Annotated in this window: 21 protein-coding genes; 13 read left to right on the forward strand and 8 right to left on the reverse strand. The window is 71.9% G+C overall.

The annotated features are described in order from the left end of the window. Nucleotides 1-206 precede the first annotated feature (206 nt). On the forward strand, nt 207-1,331 hold the full coding sequence (locus tag AC061S_RS00005) for a DUF5937 family protein (protein ID WP_478683685.1): 1,125 nt from the start codon (nt 207-209) through the stop codon (nt 1,329-1,331). A gap of 284 nt (nt 1,332-1,615) precedes the next feature. Next, nucleotides 1,616-3,172: a M28 family metallopeptidase gene (locus AC061S_RS00010; RefSeq protein WP_478683686.1), complete on the forward strand. Its 1,557-nt coding sequence runs from the start codon at nt 1,616-1,618 to the stop codon at nt 3,170-3,172. A 226-nt stretch (nt 3,173-3,398) separates the two neighbouring features. Here the strand turns inward: AC061S_RS00010 and AC061S_RS00015 are convergent, their stop codons facing one another. Further along, a complete protein-coding gene (locus AC061S_RS00015; RefSeq protein ID WP_478683687.1) occupies nt 3,399-4,415 on the reverse strand; it encodes an SAM-dependent methyltransferase in 1,017 nt (338 codons plus the stop codon). 106 nt (nt 4,416-4,521) lie between these two features. On the opposite strand from AC061S_RS00015, the gene AC061S_RS00020 reads away from it, so the two are divergent. The 3 genes from AC061S_RS00020 to AC061S_RS00030 all read left to right on the forward strand — a co-directional run bounded on the left by AC061S_RS00020 (nt 4,522) and on the right by AC061S_RS00030 (nt 7,568). After that, the gene (locus AC061S_RS00020) at nt 4,522-5,721 is read left to right on the forward strand and encodes a sensor histidine kinase (RefSeq protein WP_478683688.1); all 1,200 of its coding nucleotides are present in this window, start codon (nt 4,522-4,524) and stop codon (nt 5,719-5,721) included. A gap of 2 nt (nt 5,722-5,723) precedes the next feature. Further along, nucleotides 5,724-6,416 carry a response regulator gene (locus AC061S_RS00025; RefSeq protein WP_478683689.1) on the forward strand — a complete coding sequence of 231 codons (693 nt, stop codon included), beginning with the start codon at nt 5,724-5,726 and terminating at the stop codon, nt 6,414-6,416. 93 nt (nt 6,417-6,509) lie between these two features. Then, entirely contained in the window at nt 6,510-7,568 is a 1,059-nt protein-coding gene (locus AC061S_RS00030) for an endonuclease/exonuclease/phosphatase family protein (RefSeq protein WP_478683690.1), read from the forward strand. A gap of 47 nt (nt 7,569-7,615) precedes the next feature. On the opposite strand, the gene AC061S_RS00035 is transcribed toward AC061S_RS00030, so the two are convergent. Together AC061S_RS00035 and AC061S_RS00040 are read right to left on the reverse strand one after the other, a co-directional pair. Further along, nucleotides 7,616-9,046: a PH domain-containing protein gene (locus tag AC061S_RS00035; RefSeq protein WP_478683691.1), complete on the reverse strand. Its 1,431-nt coding sequence runs from the start codon at nt 9,044-9,046 to the stop codon at nt 7,616-7,618. Continuing rightward, nucleotides 9,043-9,534 carry a PH domain-containing protein gene (locus AC061S_RS00040; protein ID WP_478683692.1) on the reverse strand — a complete coding sequence of 164 codons (492 nt, stop codon included), beginning with the start codon at nt 9,532-9,534 and terminating at the stop codon, nt 9,043-9,045. Before AC061S_RS00040 ends, AC061S_RS00035 begins: the two co-directional genes overlap by 4 nt. A 124-nt stretch (nt 9,535-9,658) precedes the next feature. Between AC061S_RS00040 and AC061S_RS00045 the strand changes: the two genes are divergently transcribed. From AC061S_RS00045 to AC061S_RS00055, 3 genes are all read left to right on the forward strand, one after another. After that, on the forward strand, nt 9,659-10,801 hold the full coding sequence (locus tag AC061S_RS00045; RefSeq protein ID WP_243339796.1) for an NADH-quinone oxidoreductase subunit D: 1,143 nt from the start codon (nt 9,659-9,661) through the stop codon (nt 10,799-10,801). A gap of 38 nt (nt 10,802-10,839) precedes the next feature. Beyond that, complete coding sequence (locus tag AC061S_RS00050; protein WP_478683693.1) at nt 10,840-11,739, forward strand: arylamine N-acetyltransferase family protein; 900 nt, start codon at nt 10,840-10,842, stop codon at nt 11,737-11,739. A 78-nt stretch (nt 11,740-11,817) separates the two neighbouring features. After that, nucleotides 11,818-12,033 carry a hypothetical protein gene (locus tag AC061S_RS00055; RefSeq protein ID WP_266905946.1) on the forward strand — a complete coding sequence of 72 codons (216 nt, stop codon included), beginning with the start codon at nt 11,818-11,820 and terminating at the stop codon, nt 12,031-12,033. 57 nt (nt 12,034-12,090) lie between these two features. On the opposite strand, the gene AC061S_RS00060 is transcribed toward AC061S_RS00055, so the two are convergent. From AC061S_RS00060 to AC061S_RS00075, 4 genes are all read right to left on the reverse strand, one after another. Continuing rightward, nucleotides 12,091-13,239: a hypothetical protein gene (locus tag AC061S_RS00060; protein ID WP_478683694.1), complete on the reverse strand. Its 1,149-nt coding sequence runs from the start codon at nt 13,237-13,239 to the stop codon at nt 12,091-12,093. Nucleotides 13,240-13,336: 97 nt separating this feature from the next. Further along, nucleotides 13,337-14,329: an ABC transporter substrate-binding protein gene (locus tag AC061S_RS00065; RefSeq protein ID WP_478683695.1), complete on the reverse strand. Its 993-nt coding sequence runs from the start codon at nt 14,327-14,329 to the stop codon at nt 13,337-13,339. Between the two features lie 61 nt (nt 14,330-14,390). Further along, nucleotides 14,391-15,056, reverse strand: a complete 666-nt coding sequence (locus AC061S_RS00070; RefSeq protein WP_478683696.1) for an ABC transporter permease — start codon at nt 15,054-15,056, stop codon at nt 14,391-14,393. Continuing rightward, the gene (locus tag AC061S_RS00075; protein ID WP_478683697.1) at nt 15,056-15,781 is read right to left on the reverse strand and encodes an ABC transporter permease; all 726 of its coding nucleotides are present in this window, start codon (nt 15,779-15,781) and stop codon (nt 15,056-15,058) included. Before AC061S_RS00075 ends, AC061S_RS00070 begins: the two co-directional genes overlap by 1 nt. A gap of 304 nt (nt 15,782-16,085) precedes the next feature. On the opposite strand from AC061S_RS00075, the gene AC061S_RS00080 reads away from it, so the two are divergent. After that, a complete protein-coding gene (locus AC061S_RS00080; RefSeq protein WP_478683698.1) occupies nt 16,086-17,741 on the forward strand; it encodes a hypothetical protein in 1,656 nt (551 codons plus the stop codon). A 23-nt stretch (nt 17,742-17,764) separates the two neighbouring features. Next, nucleotides 17,765-18,745: an ABC transporter ATP-binding protein gene (locus AC061S_RS00085; RefSeq protein ID WP_478683699.1), complete on the forward strand. Its 981-nt coding sequence runs from the start codon at nt 17,765-17,767 to the stop codon at nt 18,743-18,745. A 35-nt stretch (nt 18,746-18,780) separates the two neighbouring features. Here the strand turns inward: AC061S_RS00085 and AC061S_RS00090 are convergent, their stop codons facing one another. Continuing rightward, a complete protein-coding gene (locus AC061S_RS00090) occupies nt 18,781-19,887 on the reverse strand; it encodes an alpha/beta hydrolase (protein ID WP_478683700.1) in 1,107 nt (368 codons plus the stop codon). Between the two features lie 152 nt (nt 19,888-20,039). On the opposite strand from AC061S_RS00090, the gene AC061S_RS00095 reads away from it, so the two are divergent. The 3 genes from AC061S_RS00095 to AC061S_RS00105 all read left to right on the forward strand — a co-directional run bounded on the left by AC061S_RS00095 (nt 20,040) and on the right by AC061S_RS00105 (nt 23,347). After that, complete coding sequence (locus AC061S_RS00095; protein ID WP_478683701.1) at nt 20,040-21,890, forward strand: phosphatidylglycerol lysyltransferase domain-containing protein; 1,851 nt, start codon at nt 20,040-20,042, stop codon at nt 21,888-21,890. 111 nt (nt 21,891-22,001) lie between these two features. Beyond that, a complete protein-coding gene (gene folP, locus AC061S_RS00100; protein ID WP_478683702.1) occupies nt 22,002-22,907 on the forward strand; it encodes a dihydropteroate synthase in 906 nt (301 codons plus the stop codon). Further along, on the forward strand, nt 22,904-23,347 hold the full coding sequence (locus tag AC061S_RS00105) for a nuclear transport factor 2 family protein (protein ID WP_478683703.1): 444 nt from the start codon (nt 22,904-22,906) through the stop codon (nt 23,345-23,347). Before folP ends, AC061S_RS00105 begins: the two co-directional genes overlap by 4 nt. Nucleotides 23,348-23,445 lie beyond the last annotated feature (98 nt).

Genomic DNA, 23,445 nt, shown 5'->3' on the forward strand with positions numbered 1-23,445 from the left:
CCAGGCCGACACCCCACCCCGCCCCCGGCACCGTCCCCGCACGCAGCCCCCACCACCCCAGCCCCGCCGGCGTTTGAGGCGCAGGGGCCCGGGGACTGGTCCCCGGCAACGGCGCCGCGCCGCGCCGCGCCGCACCTGCTCGGCCGGGTGGGCGAAGGCCGCGTGGCCTGGCAGGCGCATGCACGTCGCGGCGGCAGAATGATCCGGTGAGCGTCACCATCGACATCAAAGGGCTCCCCGCGGAGCGGATCGGCTTCGCGCCGTCCCCGCTCGCAGAGCTCTGCATGGCGTTGCACGCGCTCTCCCAGCCCGGCCATCACCCCGGGCTCGCCTCCTGGACCTCCACCACCGCGGCCACCCTCGACCCCGGCCTCGCGGACCGGCTGCTGGAGGGCGATTTCATGTGGCGCAGCTCCTTCGCCGACCTGTTCATGGCCTTCGCCGGGATTCCCGGCGGCACCGGGCTGCCCGCCGCCACGCTGGCCGCCGAGCTCGACGTACTCGACCGGCTGGACGACGAGCGGTTCGTGACGGCGGCCCTGGAGCACTGCCGGCTGGCCCTCTACAACGACGGCGGCGGGCCGTCCCCGCTCTCGGATCCGCTCGCCCGGGCGAAGGCCCTGGAGACGGCCTCCGCGCGCGGACCGCAGCAGTTGGCCTTCGCCGTGCGCGTGCTCGACGACACCGCCGGCGTCCGAGTCTGGCTGCGCCGCCTGCTGGAGGACTGCGACGAGGCCTTCTTCGCGGAGACCTGGCGCCGCGTCGAGCCCCGCCAGAGCGCGGACGCCCGGCACAAGACGGAGGTGCTCCGGCGCAAGGGGCTGCCGGCCGTGCTGAAGGAGGTCTCCTCGGCGCTGAGCGTCGACGAGGGGCTGACCACGGTCACGGTGGACAAGATGGTCCACGGGTCCACGACCGCCACCGATCCCCGAATAGGTGACGGCCTGCTGTTCGTGCCCACGAACTTCGGCTGGCCCCACCTGCTGGTACTGCACGCCCCCGGCTGGCGCCCGGTGGTCCACTACCCGCTCGGCTCTCCCGAACTGGCCTCCTCCCCGGGGTCGTTGGAGCTGATGCAGCGGCGCATGGAGGCGCTGGCCCATCCGATGCGGATGCGGCTGTGCCGCAGTCTGGCGCGCGCTCCCTACACGACCGGCGAGTTGGCGGCCGCGTACGGGATCACCGCCCCGGAGGTGTCCCGCCAGCTGGCGGTCTTGAAGAAGGCCGGTCTGATCCAGACCCGCCGGCAAGGGCGGTACGTCCAGCACCAGCTCGATCTGGCGGCGGTCGCACGGATCGGCTCCGACTTCATCGAGGGCATCCTGCGGTAGGCCGGGCGCGGAGAGCGGGCACTGGCCCGTTTTCGACGGCTCAGATACTCCGATATACGGATTTCACAAACCGGAATCAGTGAAAAGTCTGGCCATGGCCGCCACTTGGTGTCTAACGTGCGTCCACCGCTCCCCCACTCGGCGCGCAACGCACATGACCTGCGTCTGCATCCACGCCTCCGCACGTCTGTACGCCTGCACCCCTGTACGCATATGCCTCACGCAACACGCCTCACGCCATACGCATACGCATGCGCACGCGCATCTGCCGTGGAAGGACTTTCATGCCCTCACGCCGTATAGCCGCAGCCACCGCCGCCCTGGCGGCCGCGGCCCTCGTCTCCCCGCTGCTCCTCGCCGGGCCCGCCGGAGCCACCGGCAGCCCGCAGAGCGACGCCGCCCGGGGTGACGCGCTGGCCCGAAAGCTGGTCAAGGACTCCACCGGCAAGGGTGCCAACAACCACCTGAAGGTCTTCCAGGCCATCGCCGACCACAACGACGGCAACCGCGTGGCAGGTTCCAAGGGCCACGTCCAGTCGGCCCAGTACGTCGAGCTCGTCATGCGCGCGGCCGGCTACAAGGTCACCAAGAACGAGTTCGAGTTCGTCTTCGTCAAGACGGTCGCCGAGACCCTGAAGGTCAACGGCCCGGCCGGCCGCGACGTCCCGATCAAGCTGATGACGTACACCGCCAGCGGCCCGGCGAACGGCGTGACGGCGCAGATCGCCGCCGCCCCGGTCGACGCCGACGGCACGAACGGCTGCGAGCCCGGCGACTTCGCCGCGGGCGCCTTCACCGGCAAGGTCGCGCTGATCAAGCGCGGCGGCTGCGCCTTCGCGGTCAAGCAGCAGAACGCGGCGGCGGCCGGCGCGGTCGGCGCGGTGATCTACAACAACGCCGACGGCGCCCTGAACGGCACCATAGGTTCGGCGGACGCGGGCAAGATCCCGACCGGCGGCGTCACGCTGGCCGAGGGCCAGCGGCTCGCCGCCGACGCGGCTGCGGGACCGGTCGAGGTCACCCTCGACATCCGCGAGTTCCGGGAGAACCGCAAGACGTACAACGTCGTCGCGGAGACGCGGGGAGGCGACGAGAACAACACCGTCTTCCTCGGCGCGCACCTCGACTCCGTCGCGGACGGCCCGGGCATCAACGACAACGGCTCCGGCTCGGCCGGCATCCTCCAGGTCGCGCAGAAGCTCGCGCACAGCCAGGGCAAGATCAAGAACAAGGTCAAGTTCGCCTGGTGGTCGGCGGAGGAGTTCGGCCTGCTCGGCTCCGAGGCGTACGTCGCCGGCCTGACGGAGGAGCAGAAGAAGCAGATCAAGCTCTACTTGAACTTCGACATGATCGCCTCGCCGAACGCCGCGTACTTCGTCTACGACGGCGACGACTCGGACAAGGTCGGCGCGGGCCCCGGCCCCGAGGGCTCGGCCCAGCTGGAGAAGGGGATCAACGACTTCCTCGACTCCAAGAACATCCCGCGCGAGGGCACCGACTTCTCGGGCCGCTCGGACTACGGCCCGTTCATCGAGGTCGGCATCCCCTCGGGCGGTACGTTCACGGGCGCCGAGGGCATCAAGACGGCTGAGCAGGCGGCGAAGTTCGGCGGGCAGGCCGGGGTCGCGTACGACGTGAACTACCACGGCAAGGGCGACACCATCGCGAACATCGACCAGAAGGCGCTCGACATCAACGTCGACGTCATCGCGGACGCGGTGGGGCACTACGCGTTCGACCTGGCGCCGCTGGGCCGGCCGGTCGTCTCGGAGCCGACCACCGGTGGCGGCAGTGGCGGTGGCCTCCACGAGGGCCACGACCACGTCGGCGACACGGAGTAGTCCGTCCGGGGGGCGGGTCGGGGGCAGCCGCTGCGCGGCGCCGAGTCCCCTACCCTCCCCCAGACTCCGTCCGGGGGGAACCCCGGTTCGCCCGTTCCCCGGGCTCCGCCCGGACCCGTTGCACGTGCGGCGCCGTTCCCGGGGGCCAGCCCCCGGACCCCCGCTCCTCAAACGCCGGAGGGGCTGGATTCGGCCTGGTAGGGACGACCCCGCGCAGCGGCTGCCGTTACCCCGGCCAGGGGCCCACACCGACCGGCTGGACCAGCCAGCCGAAGTCGCCGAGGCCGCCCCGCGCGGTGAGTTCCGCGGCCTCGCCCACCCCCGACAGGGCCCGGACGTACACCGCCGGATCAGTGGAGGCCAGGGCCAGCGGGGGCCGGGCCCCCGAGACGCCCAGGGCGGCCAGCGCGTCCCGCTGGGTCAGCAGCACCGCCCCCGGCCCCGCGCACGCGTCGAGCGCCACGTGCGCGGTGACGTCGCAGCTCCCGTCCGGCACCGGGGCCGTCTCCCGCCCGGCGCGGAATCCGGTCAGCGTGCCGAAGGGCGGCCGGGCGTCCCTGGTGTGGGCGTAGTCGACGGCGACCGCGAGGCCGCGCTCCACCGCCGCGACGGCTCCCGCCCAGGCCTCGTCGCGCGGCCGGCCGATCTCCGCCCGGCCCCCGCCCGCCTCCTCGTCAGCGCCCGCGTCAGCGCCCGCGTCCGGCCACCACCGCTCCAGCCAGGCCCGGTCCGGCCCGTCCAGGAGGCCGCCCGGGTGCTCCGTACCGTCCCGCGCGACCTCCACGTAGCGCCCGTCCTCGGCGAGGTCCAGCGGGACGTTGTCGAGCCATTCGTTGGCGAAGAGCAGCCCCCGGATCCCCCGGGGCGGCTCGCCCAGCCACGTGATCCGCCCGTCGAGCCCCTCGGGCCGCCCCGCGCGCTCCACCCCGTACGGCCGCACCCGCTCGGCCGTCTCCGGCGGCAGCGCCGCCAGCACCCCGGCCAGCAGCTCCCCGCGTCCGGCCCCTACGTCGACCAGGTCCAGCTCCTCCGGACGACCGAGCTCCCCGTCCACCCACAGGAGCAGCCGGGCCACGGCCCGCGCGTAGAGCGGCGAGGCATGCACGGACGTGCGGAAATGCCCTGCGGGGCCGGGCCCGCCGGGGCGTACGTAGAAGCCGTCGGGCCCGTACAGCGCCCGCTCCATCGCCGTCCGCCAGCGGACGGGCCCCTCCTGCTCCGTACCTTCACCCTGAGTGCTCATCGCTGAAAGGTTATGGCCGCCTCCACCTCCGGTAGTACTCACCGGTCACCTGGATCGCCCCTCTGGTTGACTCCAGCACCCATCGGCCTTCCCTACTCTGGGTTACGTGCAGCGCCTCTACGATTTCCTCCGCAGACACCCGACGGGCGTCGACAGCTTCTGGGCTGTCCTCTTCTTCGGGTTCTCGATGGCCATCGTCGCCTCGGAGCACCAGGGCACCGGCTCCGCGCTGCTCGCCACCCCCTGTGTGGTCGCGCTGAGCACTGCCGTGGGACTGCGCCGCAGGCGGACCGTGCAGGCGTTCTGGCTCACCGTCGCCACCGGCCTGTACCAGCTGGCCATCGGCGCGCAGGTGAGCTTCTACGACTTCGCGATGCTCGTCGTCCTCTTCACCGTCGCCGCCGCCGACGTGCCGCGCTGGGTCTCGCGCACCGCGCTCGGCTGGGGGCTGCTCGCGTCCCCGCTCTACTTCCTGCGCGTCGGCGTGGACAAGAACTCCTCCACCACGGACAGCGTGCTCTTCGTCGTGTTCATGATGATCCCGTTCGCCCTCGCCTGGGTGACGGGCGACTCCCTGCGCACCCGCCGGGCCTATTACGCCCAGCTCGTCGAGCGCAACCAGCGCCTGGAACAGGAGCGCGCGGCCCAGGCCAAGGTGGCCGTCGCCGCCGAGCGGGCCCGGATCGCCCGCGAGCTGCACGACGTCGTCGCGCACAACGTCTCGGTGATGGTGGTCCAGGCCGACGGCGCCGCCTACGTGATGGACGCGGCCCCCGACCAGGCCAAGGAGGCCCTGCAGACCATCTCCGGCACCGGGCGCCTGGCCCTCGCCGAGATGCGCCGACTGCTGGGCGTCCTGCGCACCGGCGAGCCGCAGGAGTCCGAGGACTACGTGCCGCAGCCCGACGTGGAGCAGATCGAGGTGCTGGTCGAGCAGGTGCGGGCGGCCGGGCTCACGGTGGACTTCGAGGTCGAGGGCGCCCCGCGCACACTGCCCAGCGGCGTGGAGCTGACGGCGTACCGGATCGTCCAGGAGGCGCTGACGAACACGCGCAAGCACGGCGGCCCCGACGCGAAGGCCAGCGTGCGGCTCGTCTACTTCGACGACGGGCTCGGCCTGCTCGTCGAGGACGACGGCCGGGGCGCGGCCCACGAGCTGTACACGGACGGCGGCGCGGACGGCGCCGGACACGGGCTGATCGGCATGCGCGAACGCATCGGTATGGTCGGAGGCACCCTCGACGCGGGCCCCAGGCCCGGTGGCGGCTTCCGGATCAGCGCCCTGCTCCCCCTGAAGAAAAGGTGACCATGTCCTTCCCCACCGGCCCCTCCATCCGCGTGATGCTGGTCGACGACCAAGTACTGCTGCGCACCGGTTTCCGGATGGTGCTCGCCGCACAGCCCGACATGGAGGTCGTCGCCGAGGCCGGCGACGGCCTGGAGGCGCTGGAGGTGCTGCGCGCCACCAAGGTGGACGTGGTGCTGATGGACGTCCGCATGCCCCGCCTCGACGGGGTCGAGGCGACGCGCCGCATCTGCGAGCCCGAGGAACACCCCAAGGTCATCATCCTGACCACCTTCGACCTCGACGAGTACGCCTTCTCGGGCCTGAAGGCGGGCGCGAGCGGGTTCATGCTCAAGGACGTCCCGCCGGGCGAGCTGCTGGCCGCGATCCGCTCGGTGCACAGCGGGGACGCGGTCGTCGCCCCGTCCACGACGCGCCGACTGCTGGACCGGTTCGCGCCGATGCTCCCGTCGACCTCGGCGGAACCGCGGAACAAGGACGTCGAGCGGCTGACGGAGCGCGAGCGCGAGGTCATGCTGCTGGTCGCCCAGGGCCTGTCGAACGGCGAGATCGCCGCCCGCCTGGTCCTGTCGGAGGCCACGGTCAAGACCCACGTGGGCCGCATCCTGACCAAGCTGAACCTGCGCGACCGGGTCCAGGTCGTGGTCCTGGCGTACGAGACCGGCCTGGTCCGCGCGGGCGGCGGGGCGGGGTAACCCGGCCCCGGCCGTCGCCGGAAGACCTGATCATGGAATGCTCCTCGTCGGGGCGGCGGGCATCAGGCCCCCGCCCAGGGGAGGAAAATCACCATGAGATCCATCAAGCGGGCGGCTGCCGCCGCCGCGCTGGCACTGGCCGCCGTCTTCGCCTCGGGCGCTGCTGCGCCGGCGGGTGCCGCCACGACCGCCGAGACGTACACGGTGTGGCACTGGAACGTAGCCGGACACAAGATCAACAAGGGGTCGGCCACCACCGGGATGGTCGCCGAGGCAGTCGGCTCGATCAAGTCCCAGGACCCGAGCCCGGACTTCGTCTCCTTCAACGAGATCTGCTACTCGCAGTACAAGGCGATCCGCGACCAGCTGAACGACGCCCCCAACGCCTGGACCCAGGCGACGAACTACGCCCGCTTCTCCGCCACCCACAAGCCCGACCCGGCGGCCGAGCCCGGCACCGGCGTCTGCAAGGGCGAGGAGTTCGGCAACGCCCTGTTCAGCAAGGCGCAGCTGCGCACGTCGCAGAACTTCGTCCTGCCCGCCGACTACACGCAGGCGGAGGTGGACAGCGGCGCCTACCATGAGGACCGCACCATGCTCTGCGCGCAGCTCGAGGCCCAGCAGAGCATGAAGTTCTGCACGACGCACATCACCACCTCGAACAGGCGCCTGCCCGATCCGGTCAACTCGGCGAAGATCAACACCCAGCAGCTCGGCGCCGTCCGGGACATCCTCAAGGGATTCACGGACAACGGTGAGTCGTACCTGGTGGCGGGCGACTTCAACGCCGAGCCCGACATGTCCCGCATGGCCTCGCTGATGACGACGCACACGGAGCTCGACAGCACCGATACCCGCTGCCTGAACTACGGCGAGTGGACCGCGATCGACAATCCGGCGATCAACGACCCCGACACCGGCCTGGCTCCGTGCGCCGCCAACGAGGGCAATCCGAAGATCGACCTGATCCTCGCCCGGACCGACAAGCTCGCCGACCCCGTCCAGGGCTTCACCGCCGACTCCAAGTCGATCCCGACGACCTGCGCGCCCGGCGACGGTACGACGAACCAGCTGTGCTCCGACCACCGCGTTCTGATCGGCAACGCCACCATCACGGTGACGGTACCCACCACGCTGCCCGCCGCCCCCTGACGGCTGACAGCTGACAGCTGACAGCTGACGGCGCGGCCCGCCCGGCCTCAGGTCATCCAGCGGTCCGGGCGGGCCGCGGCCCGGGAGGTGCGGGAGCGGGCCGCCTGGGCGTGCAGGAGTTCGGCGGCCTCCGCCGCGCCGCGCAGGCGGGCCGTGACCGTACCGTTCGCGCCGGTGTCCACGTGGACGTCGGCCACGCCGCGGGCGCGCTCCCACGGTCCCTGGGAGCGGCGCACGCTCTGCACCTTGGCGTGCGGGACGATCTCCGTACGCCGGCACAGGCGGCCGTGGCGGGCCGCGAACACGTCCGCGGAGACGGCCAGGCCGTACCCCTTCCACCACACCGGCACCACCCAGCGCGATCCGCTCCGGGGCGAGGGCTCGAAGACGAGGCCGCCCAGGTCGACGCCGGGCAGCACCCGGGCGACGACGGCGTGGGCCGCGGCCCGGGTGGCCACCGGAACCAGGACGTTGTTCTTCGAGCCGGCCACCGCCAGCTCCACCCGCACCCAGCCGCGCCGGCGCCACAGCAGCGGCTCGACGATCCGTACGGTCTGCACGCGCCCCGGCGGCACCGTCTCGTGGGCCCGGTCGAGCATTCCGTGGTCGAGCCGGAGCCCGTCCGGGGACTCGGCGACCCGCCAGTCGTACTCGGTGAGGAACCGGCCCGCGCTCCCCGCCCACATCGCGCCCAGCACCGGGAGCAGGGTGGCGATGGCCACCCACGGGCTGGAGCTGAACCACCACACCAGCAGGGGGCCGGCGATCCCGCCGGCCAGGATCGCCCAGGTCGTCAGGGTCAACAGCAGGGATATCGCCAGATCGCGCGGCCCCACGCGGAGCAGCTCCCGCTCGGGTGCCTCGCCCAGGAGCGGTGCCTCGGCCGGGGTGAAACCGGCCGCGCGGGCCAGCAGCTCGGCCCGGAGCGAGACGGCGTCCTTCTCCGAGAGGAAGGCCAGCTCGTCCTTGGCCTCGGTGCCGATGACGTCGAGCCGCAGCTTGGCGACACCGGCGATGCGGCCCAGCAGGGGGCGGGTGACGTCGACCGCCTGGATCCGGTCGAGGCGGATGTGCGCCGTGCGGCGGAAGAGGAGGCCGCTGCGGATGCGCAGTTCGGTGTCGGTGACGGCGTAGTGCGTGAACCACCAGCTGAGGAAGCCGTACGTGCCGAAGACGAGGACCAGCGCGATGAGCGCGAGGACCCGCAGGGCGGTGGAGACGTCCGTCACCCACTCGGCGACGTTCTCGCTCTGCTGGGCGAGGAGGCCGATGGTCGCCGCGATCGGCACCCAGGCACGGCGCAGCGGGGTGAGGACGTGCAGCCGCCGCTCCTGGGCGGGGCCGGCCACCGGCGCCGGGGGCTCCGCCCCGACCGCGGACCCGGCGGGCCCGGTTCCGGCCGCGGACGCGGCCTCGGGTGCGGCCCCGGCCTCCGACCCGGCCCCGGCCCCGGCCCCTGCTCCCACCGGCGGCGTCACAGGCCCGCCGACCTTGCCTCGCCGAGCTCCGTCAGCCGGTCGCGCAGCCGTTCCGCCTCCTCGGGCGCGAGCCCGGGGATCCTGGCGTCGGTCGCCGCCGCGGCCGTGTGGAGCTGTACGGAGGCCAGCCCGAAGCGGCGCTCCAGCGGGCCCGAGGTCACCTCGACCAGCTGCATCCGCCCGTACGGGACCACGGTCTGCTCCCGCCACATCACGCCGCGGCTGATCAGCAGGTCGTCCGCGCGCTCCGCGTACCGCCAGGAGCGCCAGTTCCGTCCGAGCATCACCCAGCCCCAGGCCAGTACCAGCAGCCAGAACCCGCCGACCGCCGCCCACTCCGGTCCGACGGCCAGCCCCAGCACGACGGCCGTCACCGCCGCGAAGAGGGACATCCACAGCGCCAGCACCAGCCTGCGCAGAGTCAGCAGCCCGCCCGGCAGGCCCACCCACTCGGGCAGAACCGTCTCACCCTCTGTCCCCGTGTCCATCCCCCCAGCGTAGGGGCGCGGCCCGTCCCGCGGGCCGGGCTCGCGACGGCTGTCGGCCGCCGCTCTCCGATCCGCGATCCGGACCGAGCGACAGGTCACCCCCGCCGGCTGAGACAATGCCGCCATGACGGAGACCACGGTCGGCATCGGCGGCGCGGCGGAGAGCACCGACATGGTGCTCAACATCGGCCCCCAGCACCCTTCCACGCACGGCGTGCTGCGCCTGCGCCTCGTCCTGGACGGCGAGCGCATCGTGAGCGCCGAGCCGGTGGTCGGCTACATGCACCGCGGCGCGGAGAAGCTCTTCGAGGCCCGCGACTACCGGCAGATCGTGATGCTCGCGAACCGCCACGACTGGCTGTCCGCGTTCTCCAACGAGCTGGGCGTCGTCATGGCCGTCGAGCGGATGCTCGGCATGGAGGTGCCCGAGCGGGCCGTGTGGATGCGGACCCTGCTCGCCGAGCTGAACCGGGTGCTGAACCACCTGATGTTCCTCGGCTCGTACCCCCTGGAGCTGGGCGGCATCACCCCGATCTTCCACGCGTTCCGCGAGCGCGAGGAGCTGCAGGCCGTCATGGAGGAGATCTCCGGCGGCCGCATGCACTACATGTTCAACCGGGTCGGCGGCCTCAAGGAGGACCTCCCGGCCGGCTGGCTCGGCCGGGCCCGCGCCGCCATCGCCGACGTCAACACCCGCATGCACGTCTACGACGACCTGGTGCGCGGCAACGAGATCTTCCGCGCCCGCACCCGCGGCGTCGGCGTCCTGTCGGCCGAGGCCGTGCACGCGTACGGGGTCTCCGGCCCGATCGCCCGCGCCTCCGGCGTCGACTTCGACCTGCGCCGCGACGAGCCGTACCTGGCCTACGGCGAGCTCCAGGACGTCCTGAAGGTCGTCACCCGCACCGAGGGCGACTGCCTGGCCCGCTTCGAGGTGCTGCTGGAGCAGACCCACAACGCGCTGGACATCGCCGTCGCCTGCCTGGACCGGATGGCGGAGCTGGCGCCCGGCCCGATCAACCAGCGGCTCCCGAAGGTGCTGAAGGCGCCCGAGGGCGAGACGTACGCGTGGACCGAGAACCCCCTCGGGATCAACGGCTACTACCTGGTCTCCAAGGGCGAGAAGACCCCGTACCGGCTCAAGCTGCGCTCGGCCTCCTACAACAACATCCAGGCGCTGGCGGTACTGCTCCCCGGGCAGCTCGTCGCGGACATGGTCGCGATCCTCGGCTCGCTGTTCTTCGTCGTCGGCGACATCGACAAGTGACCGGGCTCGCGGCGGAGGGCACGGCCTAGGCTGCCCGCATGACCTCCGGCACATCAGCAGGCCCGCACCCCGGCATATACGCCGCCTACCTGCGGCGGCTCGGCATCGAGGAGCACGGCGCGCCGTCCGTGGAGGGGCTGTTCGCCCTCCAGCGGGCGCACCTGGAGCGCGTCCCGTACGAGAACGTCGACATCCAACTCGGCCGCGCCCCCGGCATCGACCCCGAGCTGTCGGCACGCCGCTTCGCCGCCGGGCGCGGAGGCTACTGCTTCCACCTCAACGGGGCCTTCGCGGCGCTCCTCGGCCACCTCGGCTACGAGGTCACCCGCCATGTGGGCGGCGTGTACAAGGAATCCCAGTCCGAGGCCGCCGCACGCGGCGTGAGCGGCGACCACCTGGCGCTCACCGTGCGCGTGCCGGAGCCCGGGACCTCCGGCTCCACCGATTTCTACGTGGACACCGGGCTCGGCGACGGCCCGTACGAGCCGCTGCCGCTGCGCGAAGGCTCGTACCGCCAGGGGGCCTTCGCCTACTCCCTGGAGATGCTGCCCGGCACCGGCTGGCTCTACCGCCACCCGGGCAGCTCCGCCCCGCTCGTGAACTTCCGCACGGAGCCCGCCGGGACGGCCGCAGCGGCCGGCTTCGAGGCCGAGCACGTCCGGCTGTCCACCTCCGAGGACTCCGGTTTCGTACGGACCTTCGCGGCCCTGCGGCGCGACGCCGACGGCATCGACGCCCTGCGGGGACGGGTGCTGAGCCGGATCGACCCGGTGAAGGGGACCACGGAGCGCGTGCTCGACGGCCCGGAGGAGTTCTACGCCGCGCTGGAGGGCGTCTTCGGCCGCGAGCTCGACGACCTGACGCCGACCGACCGCACGTCCCTGTGGACCCGGGTGAGCCGGGCCCACGAGAGCTGGGCGGCCGCCCGGGGGGACTGACCCCGGAGCGCCCGGCCCGCCCGGCCGGGGCCGCCGGCCGGGCGGGCCGATGTCCGCGGGGCAGGGCAGACTTGGGGGATGTCCCTCTCACCCCGCCGGGCCTGCCCCTCCTGCGGCCGCGACTGCGCCGTCACCGCCGGGCGGATCGCCCGCCACGACCCGCCCGCCGGGCGGGGCCGCGGGGACCTCGTCTCCTGCCCCGGATCCCGCGCCCGCGTGACCCTCGGCGCCGCCGCCCCCACCCTGGACGGCTTCACCCTGTCCCCGCTGCCGGGCCAACTCCCGCTGTTCTAGGGCGGGGTTCCGTCAGAACGCCGCGGCCGAGATCTTCGCGGCGAATGCCCCGCTGCGCTAGGAGATCGCGGTGCGGAGCTGGACCACGTCGATCGGCTCGGTCTCGTCGTGGGCGGTGAGGTCGATGACCTGGCCCACGGCGCGTGGCTCGGCGGTGGGCGCCTTGACGGTGCCGACCAGGGCCGCCGGCTCCGTCCCGCCCTGAGCGGACTCCGCCTTGTGGACGGCGAGGGCCTCGGCGCCGACGACATCGGCGAGGTCCTCGTTCTGGACGGACTCGATGACCGCGCGGGCCTGCGCCGCGGTCTTCGTACCGAAGAAGTCGAAGCCGCCCTCGACGCGCGAGGCGGGCCGGCGGTGGGCGGCGTACGGGGCCACCGCGGCCGCGAGCCGGCGCGCGGGGACGGCGGCCGCCGGGCCCACGGGCACCGGGCCGGTGAGCGCGGGGCGGGAGTGCGACTCCAGCTCGGCGGGCTTCGCCGGGACGGCGGGCGCGGCGGAGCCGACGGGCGCGGCGGGGAGGGCGGAGGCCGCCGCGGGGAGGGCGGGAGAGCCCGTCCGCGCCTTCGGGGCGGACGGGGACGCGGCCGCGTCGGCGGCCTTGGCCGTCTTGTCCGCCAGCGCCGCCAGCGCGGCGTGGGCGCGGGCGAAGCCCACCGAGGTGGCCGCGCCGGCGCTGGTGCGCTCCTCGGAGACCGCGGGAAGTTCCTTCGGACCCGCCTCGGCCGATGCGGCCCGGGCCGCCGGGGCCGCGGCCTCGATGGCCAGCAGCCGGCGCCCCTCCAGGGCGCTCGCCCGCTCGGTCTCGGCGGTGGCGTACCGGCGCAGCAGCGACGCGTGCTCCCCGCGCAGGCCCGCGAGTTCGACCCGCTTGGCGCGCAGTTTGGCGTCGAGCTTGCCGCGCAGCACCCGGGCCTCTTCGAGGTCGGATTCGAGCTCGGCTATCCGCTCTTCCGTCCGCCACTCGTCCTTGACCCGCTCGCGCGCGAGCTCGGTGACCCGGCGGCCGGCCGCCAGGTCCCACGAGCGCATGACGACGGCGCCGGCCAGGCCGGCGGCCGCGGTGAGGGCCACGAGCAGGCGCAGCGCCATCGGTTCCGCGAGCAGCCAGGCGGCGCCGGCGCCGGCGACGGACACACCGGCGACGGCCGTCGGCGTGAGCAGCCGGTGAAGGGGTTCGGGATTGCGGTGGCGTCCACGGGGCATGGCCTGAAATTTACAGGGCGTGGACAGGGTGTGGGGTAGCCGCCCGGGAATCTGTTCCCGAGCAGTTACCGCACCTTGCTCCCGAAAGGCGCAACTCCTACTTCTTCAGCAGGCCCTTGGACTCCAGATAGGCCTTCGCGACATCCGCCGGCTTGGCCCGCTCGGCGTCGACCTTGCGGTTCAGCTCGACCAGGTCGGCCGTGGTGAGCGCCTTGGTGATCTTGTCGAGGGCGGCCGCGATCTCGGGAGCTCCGGCGTCCTTGGCGTTGACCACCGGGAGCACGTTGTCGGCGTTCTGGAGCTTCTTGTCGTCGTCCAGCAGGACCAGGCCGAAGCTGTCGAGGGTGGCGTCCGTGGTGGTGGTGAGGACGAGCTGGTCCGCGCCGTCCTTCACCGCCTGCTTGGCCTGCGGGGTTCCGACGCCCTTGGGGTCAATACCGGAAACGTCGATTCCGTATGTCGTCTTCAATCCGGGAGCGCAGAAGGGCCGCACCGCGCATTCGTCACCCGCCGCGATCTTCACCTTCAGACCGGACGTGCCCAGATCGGAAAGGGTCTTGAGATTGTTCTTCGCGGCGAATTCCTTGCTCACCGCGAAGGCGTTCTGGTCGACCGCCGAACCGGCGGGCAGCGCCTTCAGCCCCAGCGGGGCCGCCAGCTTCTCCAGGGCCGCCACGGTCGTCGTCACATCGCTCGACGCGACCGGCTTCTCGGTCGGCGCCTTGGAGCCGTTCACCTTGGCGTTGAGGAACTCCGCGAGGGTCGCCGCGTACTCCGGGACGACGTCGATCTCGCCCTTCTCCAGCGAGGGTTCGTACAGCTCGCGGTTGTTCACCGTGGTGATCGAGGTGCTGTAGCCGGCGTCCGCCAGGATCTGCGCGTACAGCTCGGCCAGCACGTTGGACTCGGTGAATCCGGCGGCGCCGATCACCAGCTTGCCGCCCTTGCCGCCCTCGGACGACCCGGAGGCGGCCGCGGAGGAGCCCCCGTCCTTGGTCTTCTCCAGGCTGTCGCCGCCGCACGCGGCGAGCGATGCGGTCAGGGCGACGGCACCCAGGGCCGCGCCGAGGGCGCGCGTGGACTTGCTCATCTCAATCTCCTTCAGGGGGTGGGGAAACGTATCGGGGGCCTCGCTCGGCGGGCAGCCTCGCTCAGCGGGCGGCCGCACCCGGCAGCAGCCGGTCGGCCGCCACCAGCGCGCCCTCCACGAGCAGCGCCAGCGCCGCGACCAGCAGGGCGCCCGCGACGACCTGCGGGGTGTTGTACGTGTTGAAGCCGGCGGTGATGATCCGGCCGAGCCCGCCCTGGCCGACCATGGCGGCGATGGTGGCCGTGGCGATGACCTGGACGGCGCCCGAGCGCAGTCCCGTCATCACCAGCCCGCGCGCGAGCGGCAGTTCCACCCGCCAGAAGAGCTGGCGGCCGGACATCCCCATGCCCCGCGCGGCCTCCACCACCGAGCGGTCGACCTCGCGCATGCCGACGTAGGCGTTGGTCAGCAGCGGCGGGATGGCGAAGAGCACCAGCGCGGCGATGGTGGGCACGTACCCGGCGTTGCGCAGCGGGGAGACCATGAACAGCGCCAGCACCGCGAAGACCGGGACGGCCCGCCCGATGTTGGAGACGTTGACGGCGAGGCCGCCGCCCTTGCCGAGGTGGCCGAGCAGCAGTCCGACCGGCAGGGCCACCGCGCAGGCCAGCGCGAGGGCGATCCCGCTGACGTACACGTGCTCTCCGAGCCGGTGCCAGACCCCGCTCTCCCCGGACCAGTTGGCCCCGTCGGCCAGCCAGTCCCCGGCCTGTCCCAGCACTCCCATCAGACGGCTCCCGCGCTGACGTCGGCGGTGCGGGCGGCGCGCGTCTTCCGGGTGGCCCGGGTCGCGCGGGTCCAGGGCGTCAGCAGCCGCTGGAGGCCGAGCAGGAGCAGGTCCGCGACGAGCGCGAGGAGCACGCACAGCACCGAGGCGGTGAGCACCTGGGCCTTGAAGGAGCTGTTCACGGCGGGTGCGATGAGGTTGCCGAGGCCGCCCTTGCCCACGATGGAGCCCACGGTGGTCAGCGCGACGGTGGAGACGGTCGCGATCCGTACGCCGGCCAGCAGGGCGGGCAGCGCCAGCGGCAGCTCGACCTGCCACAGCAGCCGGCCCGGGCCGTACCCCATCCCGCGCGCGGCTTCCCGTACCTCCTCGGGCACCGCTTCGAGACCGGCCAGCACGTTGCGCACGAGGATGGTCAGCGAATACAGCACCAGGCCGGTCACCACCAGCGCCGCCGAGAGCCCGAAGACCGGCAGCAGCAGCGAGAACATGGCGAGCGAGGGGACCGTGTAGAGCAGGGTGGTGATGCCCAGGACGGGGGCCGCCCAGTGGCGGCCGCGGCGGGCCAGCAGGGCGAGCGGGACGGACACCGCGATGCCGATCAGCACCGACACGCCCGTGATCCACACGTGTTCGAGGGTGGCGTCGGTGAGCTCCTGGGAGCGGGACGTGACGTACTCCCAGCAGACCCAGTCGTTCGCCACCAGGCAGCTCTGCCCGGCCATCACCCCTCACCCCCCGTCACCTCGCACGTAGGAGCGACCATAACCCCCGGCACCCACCATGGCCGGAATCCTTCGCACACGGGCAACACGCCCTTCACAAACGGACCCCGCGGGTAGGGAACTGTTGATTCGGTTGTGGGTCGTATTGGTCATCGAGTAGCTCTTATGGGTGAACGTGAGGTGCTGCGGGCACACGGTCTTGGCGGGGACGTCAGTGTCGGTGGGGAACGTTGGTGCCGCCGTGGGGACGGGGAGGGGGTGGCTGGTGGTGCGTGGTGGCGGTCGTCGAAGGCGTGCGCTGCGCGTGCTGGCTGTTCCGTTCACGGTGTCGGCGCCTGCGGGTGCGCGGATCCGGGATCGTCTGCGCCTGACCATCCGCGATGCCGAGGTTTTGCAGATGGTCGGTGAACATCTGGGCCGGTATGCCCGCGCTGATCTGGCTGAGCGGATCCGCATCGGCACGGTGCCGGTGAAAGAGAACAGGCGGGTGGACCGCAAACGCGTGCTGACGAGGGTGTCGTCGTCCCGGTGGGCGGGAGCGATCACACGCGCCAGCGAGGATCAGTACCAGCTGTCCGTGCGGTGCCTGTTCGACGAGCGGACCTCGCTGCGCCGGGCCATCGCAAAGATCGGCCAACGTCTGGCCGTCCCCTGCGGCCGCCGGGTGGGTGGAGTGCGCGGATATCCGAGCCGGGCTGAGCGGGCACAGAAGCAGCGTCGGTCGCAGGTCCTCACGGGGCGCCTGGCGGAGGTGGAGCGGCGTATCAAAACCGGGCATCCGGCGATCGTGGTCGGCGGCCGAAGGCTCGCCAAGACCCGGCACAACCTTGCCGACGCCGATCTCACCGAAGCCCAGTGGCGGGAACAGTGGGACGCGCAGCGCTTGTTCCTCACCGCTGATGGGGAGTCCGGGGCGCCGCACGGGAACTACACGATCACCGTCGATCCCGCTGACGGCTCGGTCACACTCGTCCTGCCCGAACCCCTCAGGCACCTCACCAACGCACCCCGGGGCCGCTACCGGCTCGCCTGCACCATCACCTTTAACCACCAGCGAGACGAGTGGCTGGACCGGATCACCGCCAACCGTTCCGTCCGCTACGACATCGTGTGCGACCCCGAACGCGGCCGCTGGTACCTCGACGCCTCCTGGTCCACCCCGACAACACCGCTCCCGACCCCTGCTGTGCTGGCCGCAACCGGTGCCCGGCTGCTGGCAGTGGACCTCAACGCCGGCCATCTCGCCGCCTGCGTCGTAGACGCCCACGGCAACCCCGTCGGCCCGCCGATCACCATCCCCACCGACCTGACCGGCCCCACCTCCCAGCGCGACGGACGTCTGCGCACCGCCATCAGCGAACTCATCCGCCTCGCCCACCAACACGGCTGCGCCGGTCTGGCGATCGAGAACCTCGGCTTCACCGACGCTCGTGCCACCGGCCGCGAGACCATGGGCCGGGGCAAACGCGGCAAGACATTCCGCCGCACCGTCTCAGGCTTTCCGACCGCACGATTCCGGGTACGGCTGTCCGGTATGGCCCACCACGCGGGCCTCATCGTCATCGCCGTCGACCCCGCCTACACCAGCCGCTGGGGAGCCCAGCACTGGAAGGATCCGCTTCAGCAGCAATCCAAGACCACGCTCGTCACCGGCCACCACGCGGCCTCGGTGGCGATCGGCAGACGCGCCCTCGGACACGGGACACGGCGTCGGCCAGGTGTGACCGCACACGACCAGAGGATCGTCGCGCGGAGAACTACCGGCCAGACCGTCACCGCACCGAGGACGCGCGGAACCGCGAGCCCGCCAAGGACCACAGGCACACCCCACCAAGGTGGCAAGACCTGCCGGGACCAAAGCGACCAACTCGCACTGTTCCCTGCTTCCCAAGACCGTTCGGGGAGACAACCGGCTAGCCCGGTTTACAGCGATTCAGCCAACAGTGGCCAACATCGCTAGGAGCGGTAGGGAAAGATGGCCGGGTGATCCGATTCGAGCACGTGACCAAGCGCTACCCCGACGGGACCACGGCCGTCGCGGACCTGTCCTTCGAGGTCGCCGAGGGCGAACTGGTCACCCTGGTGGGCCCGTCCGGCTGCGGCAAGACGACCACCATGAAGATGGTCAACCGGCTCATCGAGCCCACCTCCGGCCGGATCCTGCTGAACGGCGAGGACATCGCCGCCGCCGACCCGGTCGAACTGCGCCGCCGCATCGGCTACGTCATCCAGCAGGTCGGGCTGTTCCCGCACAAGACGGTGCTGGAGAACACGGCCACCGTGCCGCAGCTCATCGGCACCCCGAAGGCCAAGGCCCGCGCGCGGGCCGCGGAACTCCTCGACCTGGTCGGGCTGGACCCGGCCGTCTACGGGGGCCGCTACCCGGAGCAGCTCTCCGGCGGCCAGCGCCAGCGCGTCGGCGTGGCCCGGGCGCTCGCCGCGGACCCGCCGGTGCTGCTGATGGACGAGCCGTTCGGCGCGGTGGACCCGGTGGTGCGCGAACGGCTGCAGAACGAGTTCCTGACGCTCCAGCAGACCGTGCGCAAAACGATCCTGCTGGTCACGCACGACCTGGAGGAGGCGGTCCGGCTCGGGGACCGCATCGCGGTCTACGGAGCGGGCACCATCGAGCAGTTCGCCCGCCCCGCGCAGGTGCTGGGCGCCCCCGCGACCGATTACGTGGCCGGCTTCGTCGGCGCCGACCGCGGGCTGAAGCGGCTCGCGGTCACCGCGGTGGCGCGGGCCGACCTGGCCGACCTCGCCGACCCGGCCGCCGGGGACGGAAAGGCCCCCACCGCCGAAGTGGCGCTGGGGGCCAGTCTGCGCGAGGCGCTCGCGCTGCTGCTCCAGGAGGACTCGGGCCGGATCGGGGTCACGGACCCCGACTCCGGCGCGCTGATCGGCGTACTCACCCCGGAAGGGGTGCACCGGGCCCTGCGCCGGGCCCAGCTCCAGGAGGCCTGAGCGAGGAGGGCCCGGGGCTTCGGCCCCGACCCCCCTTACGCCTGGATCCGGCCGCTCATCCACACCAGCATCGGCGGGATCTCGCGGCGCCAGGTGTTGAAGTTGTGGCCGCCGCTGTCGAGGATGATCGAGGAGACCCGGTCCGGGCCCTTGACCAGCTTGATGAACTTCTTCGTGTCGGCGAGGTTCGGCTCGCCCTTCTCGCTGCTGGTGACCAGGAACGACGTCCCGGACGGCTGCTTCGCCTTCACCGACTCCAGCACGTTCGCGCGCGCCTTCAGCTTCGCGTCCCCGTGGAAGAGGTCACCGGTCGTCGGGTCGTCCGCGGCCTCGTAGTACGCGGACAGCCCCGCGGCGGCGCCGAAGGTCTGCGGGTAGTGCGCGGTGATCTTCAGGGCGCAGTAACCACCCGTGGAGTTGCCGATGAAGCCCATGTTCTCGGGCTTCTTGCCGACCCGGAAGGTGCTCTGGACGGCCTGCGGAAGGTCCTGGCCGTAGAAGGTCTCGGTCTGCGGGCCACCGGGTATGTCCACGCACTCGGTGTCGCGCGCGCCGGGGGTCGGACGGAGCATGACCAAGATCATCGGCTTCATCTTGCCCAGCTTGACCTGCTTGTAGGCCGTCATCGGGTAGTCCAGCCCCTTGACCAGGTTCTCCGCCATGCCCGGGTAGCCCGTGAGGACGATGGAGGCCGGGAAGTTCTGGTCCTTGTGCTGCGGCTGGAAGTACTCCGGCGGCAGCCACACGTAGCCCTGGGTCGTTATCTTCGACTTCTGGCCGGTTATGGCCACTTTCAGGATCTGCCCGCCGACCTGCGGCTTGGCACCGCCGGGCACGTCCAGCTCCTGCTTGTCGACGACCTTGATGTCGGCGCTGCTCATCGAATGGTCGACGACCTTGCCGATCGAGGTCTCCTGGCCGAAGAGGTCGGCCCAGGACCCGTAGAAGAGGAACGACTTGTTCGCGCCGAGACCGATCGCCGCGAACAGCGCAAGCTGCGTCGCCAGCAGGAGGCCGATCCGGCCGAGGACCGAGCGCCAGGAGCGGCCCGAGAGCTTCGGCCAGAACCACACCGTGGCCGCGAACAGCAGCACACCGGCAAGGATGGCCAGCGCCAGAACCGTATTACTGGTGAGACCCATGAGCAGTCAGTCGACTTTCTATGGCAGGACTAGTTTTTTCTCGACGGAAGAGTGAACCCGCTCCCCCTCGATGTCGTCCTAGTGGACGCACCACCCAACGGAGGCTCCAGCGGCCTTCGGCCACATGATCTCTCGCGGAGCAACGGGAAGCGATGTCTAGCAGGATAGATGGCGATAAGTCGGGACAGGTTCCGAAGCCGCTCAGCCGAATCCTCCGAGGCCCACGACCGGAGTCCGTCCCCGGGATCGTGGGCACCGCCGTCACGGTCGTCGGCCTGCTGGACATCGCCGCGGGAGTCTTCCCGCGGTTCCGGCACAGCCGCATCCACGCGGTCACCGAAGTGCTGCCCGGCTCCTTCGGCCCCTTCGCGGCCGCCCTGGCCCTCAGCGCCGGCGTCCTGCTGCTGCTGCTCGCCCACGGGCTCAAGCGCCGCAAGCGCCGCGCCTGGCGGGCCGCGGTGGTGCTGCTGCCGGCCGGCGCCGTCGCGCAGTTCACGTACCGCCACTCGATCCTCGGCGTGGTCATCGCGGCGGTGCTCCTCGCGCTGCTGCTGCGCCACCAGAGCGAGTTCAAGGCGCTGCCCGACCCGCGCAGCCGGTGGAAGGCGCTCGCCAACTTCGTGCTGATGAGCGCGGGCTCCATCGGCCTCGGTCTGGTCATCGTCAACTCGCACCCCGGCCGCGTCGTAGGCAATCCGGGTGTTTATGAGCAGATCAGCCACGTCGTCTACGGGCTCTTCGGTTTCGAGGGCCCCGTCGACTACGCCGGCCGGGTGTCCTGGACCGTCGGCTACTCGCTGGGCGCCCTCGGCATGCTCACCGCCGTCACCACCATCTACCTGGCCTTCCGCCCCGAACACCCGGCCGCCCGGCTCACCGCCGACGACGAGCTCAAGCTCCGCGAACTGCTCGCCCGGCACGGCGGCCGCGACTCGCTCGGCCACTTCGCGCTCCGGCGCGACAAGGCCGTCGTCTTCTCCCCCAGCGGCAAGGCCGCCGTCACCTACCGCGTCGTCTCCGGCGTGATGCTCGCCTCCGGCGACCCGGTCGGAGACGTCGAGGCCTGGCCCGGCGCCATCGAACGGTTCATGGAGGAGGCCAAGACCCACTCCTGGACCCCCGCCGTCATGGGCTGCAGCGAGACCGGAGGCGAGGTCTGGACCCGCGAGACCGGGCTCGACGCCCTGGAGCTCGGGGACGAGGCGATCGTCGACGTCAAAGACTTCTCCCTCTCCGGGCGGGCGATGCGCAACGTCCGGCAGATGGTGAAGCGCATCGAGCGCAACGGCTACACCACCAAGGTCCGCCGGGTCAGCGAGCTGACCGAGACCGAGCTCGAACAGGTGCGCGGCGCGGCCGAGGCCTGGCGCGGCACCGACACCGAGCGCGGCTTCTCCATGGCGCTCGGCCGCGTCGGCGACCCCGGCGACGGCGACTGCTACATCGCCACCGCGCACCGCGTCGAAGAGGGCGACACCTCCCCCTTCGGCGACCTCAAAGCCGTCCTGCACTTCGTCCCGTGGGGCAAGGACGGCATGTCGCTGGAGCTGATGCGCCGCGACCGCGCCGCCGACCCCGGCATGAACGAACTCCTCATCGTCGCCTCCCTGGAGGCCTCCCCGGCGCTCGGCATCGAGAAGGTCTCCCTGAACTTCGCGATGTTCCGCTCGGCCCTGGCCCGCGGCGAGAAGATCGGCGCCGGTCCGGTCCTGCGGATGTGGCGCAGCCTGCTGGTGTTCCTCTCGCGCTGGTTCCAGATCGAGTCGCTGTACAAGTTCAACGCGAAGTTCCGCCCCCGCTGGGAGCCCCGATTCGTGGTCTTCCGCACCACCCGGGACCTGCCCCGCATCGGCTTCGCCGCGATGCAGGCCGAGGGGTTCGTCACGCTGGCCCTGCCCCGGCTGTTCGCCGGCCGCCGACGCCCCAAGCCGGTCCGCACCTGCGCCCACCACCGGGTGCCGGCCGTCCCCGCCCAGTCGGAGCGCGAGGTCCAGGCCGCCTGAGCCGGCGTTCCCCGTACGCCCGGCCCGTACGCCCGGCCCCGTACGCCGCCCCGTACGCGGGCCCTGGACGCCGTCCAGGGCCCCTTCCGGACCAGCCCATACCCTGGAGTCATGAACAACGAGCGCGGAGCCGCCGACAGGGGCCGGGTCACAGGGCTGCCGGAATGGGACCGCTGCGGGGTCATGGGCGTCGTCAACGTCACCCCCGACTCCTTCTCCGACGGCGGCCGCTGGTTCGACACCACGGCGGCCGTCAAGCGCGGCCTCGACCTCGTCGCCCAGGGCGCCGACCTCGTGGACGTCGGCGGCGAGTCCACCCGCCCCGGCGCCTCCCGCGTCGACGAGGAGGAGGAGCTGCGCCGGGTCGTCCCCGTCGTCCGCGGCCTCGCCTCCGAGGGGGTCGTCGTCTCGGTCGACACGATGCGCGCCTCCGTGGCCGCCCGGGCCGTGGCCGCCGGCGCCACCCTGGTCAACGACGTCAGCGGCGGCCTCGCCGACCCCGGCATGATCCCGGCCGTCGCCGCCGCCGAAGTGCCCTTCGTCGTCATGCACTGGCGCGGCTTCAGCGACGGCATGAACAGCCTCGCCGTCTACGAGGACGTCCTCGCCGAGGTCACCGCCGAACTCCGCACCCGGATCGACGCCGTCGTCACCGGCGGCATCGCCCCCGAACGCCTGCTGGTCGACCCCGGTCTGGGCTTCGCCAAGAACGCCGAGCACGACCTGGCCCTGGTCGCCCACCTCTCCGAGCTGCGCGCACTGGGCTTCCCGCTGCTGGTGGCCGCGTCGAGGAAGCGTTTCCTCGGCCGGGTGCTGGCCGGCGCCGACGACGCCTCCCCGCCGCCCGCCCGCGAACGCGACGCCGCCACCGCCGCCGTCTCCGCCCTCGCCGCCGCGCGGGGCGCCTGGGCCGTACGGGTCCACGAGGTACGGGCGAGCGCCGACGCGGTTCGGGTGGCCCGCGCCGTGGAAGGGGCACTGCGTACGACCCGTAGCAACGAGGAAGGGGCACGGTGAGCCGTACCGACATCGAATCCGTCGAAGAGGTCAACACGGCCTTCTACGAGGCCATGGAGCGGGGGGACTTCGACACGCTGTCGGCGCTCTGGCTCGAAGACGAGATCTCCTGCGTGCACCCGGGCTGGCCGGTGCTGTCGGGACGCGGCGAGGTGCTGCGCTCCTACGCGCTGATCATGTCGCACACCGAGTACATCCAGTTCTTCCTCACCGACACCAAGGTCACCGTCATGGGCGACACCGCCCTGGTGACCTGCACCGAGAACATCCTCAGCGGCGGACCCGCCGAGGACGGCGGTGAACTGGGCCCGCTCGTGGGCCAGCTCGTCGTCGCCACGAATGTGTTCCGACGCACACCGGAGGGCTGGCGGCTCTGGTCGCACCACGGTTCTCCCGTCCTCACGGACTCCGACGAGGACGAGGACGAGGAGCCCTCCTGACCCCCTCCGTCGGGCTCCGAGGTATTTCGCAGGTAAATTCGAAGGTGGACGACGCCGACCGCACTCGGCTCCGGCCATGGATCCGGGGAGTCCCGGAC

The organism is Streptomyces sp. CA189 (genome assembly GCF_056428985.1).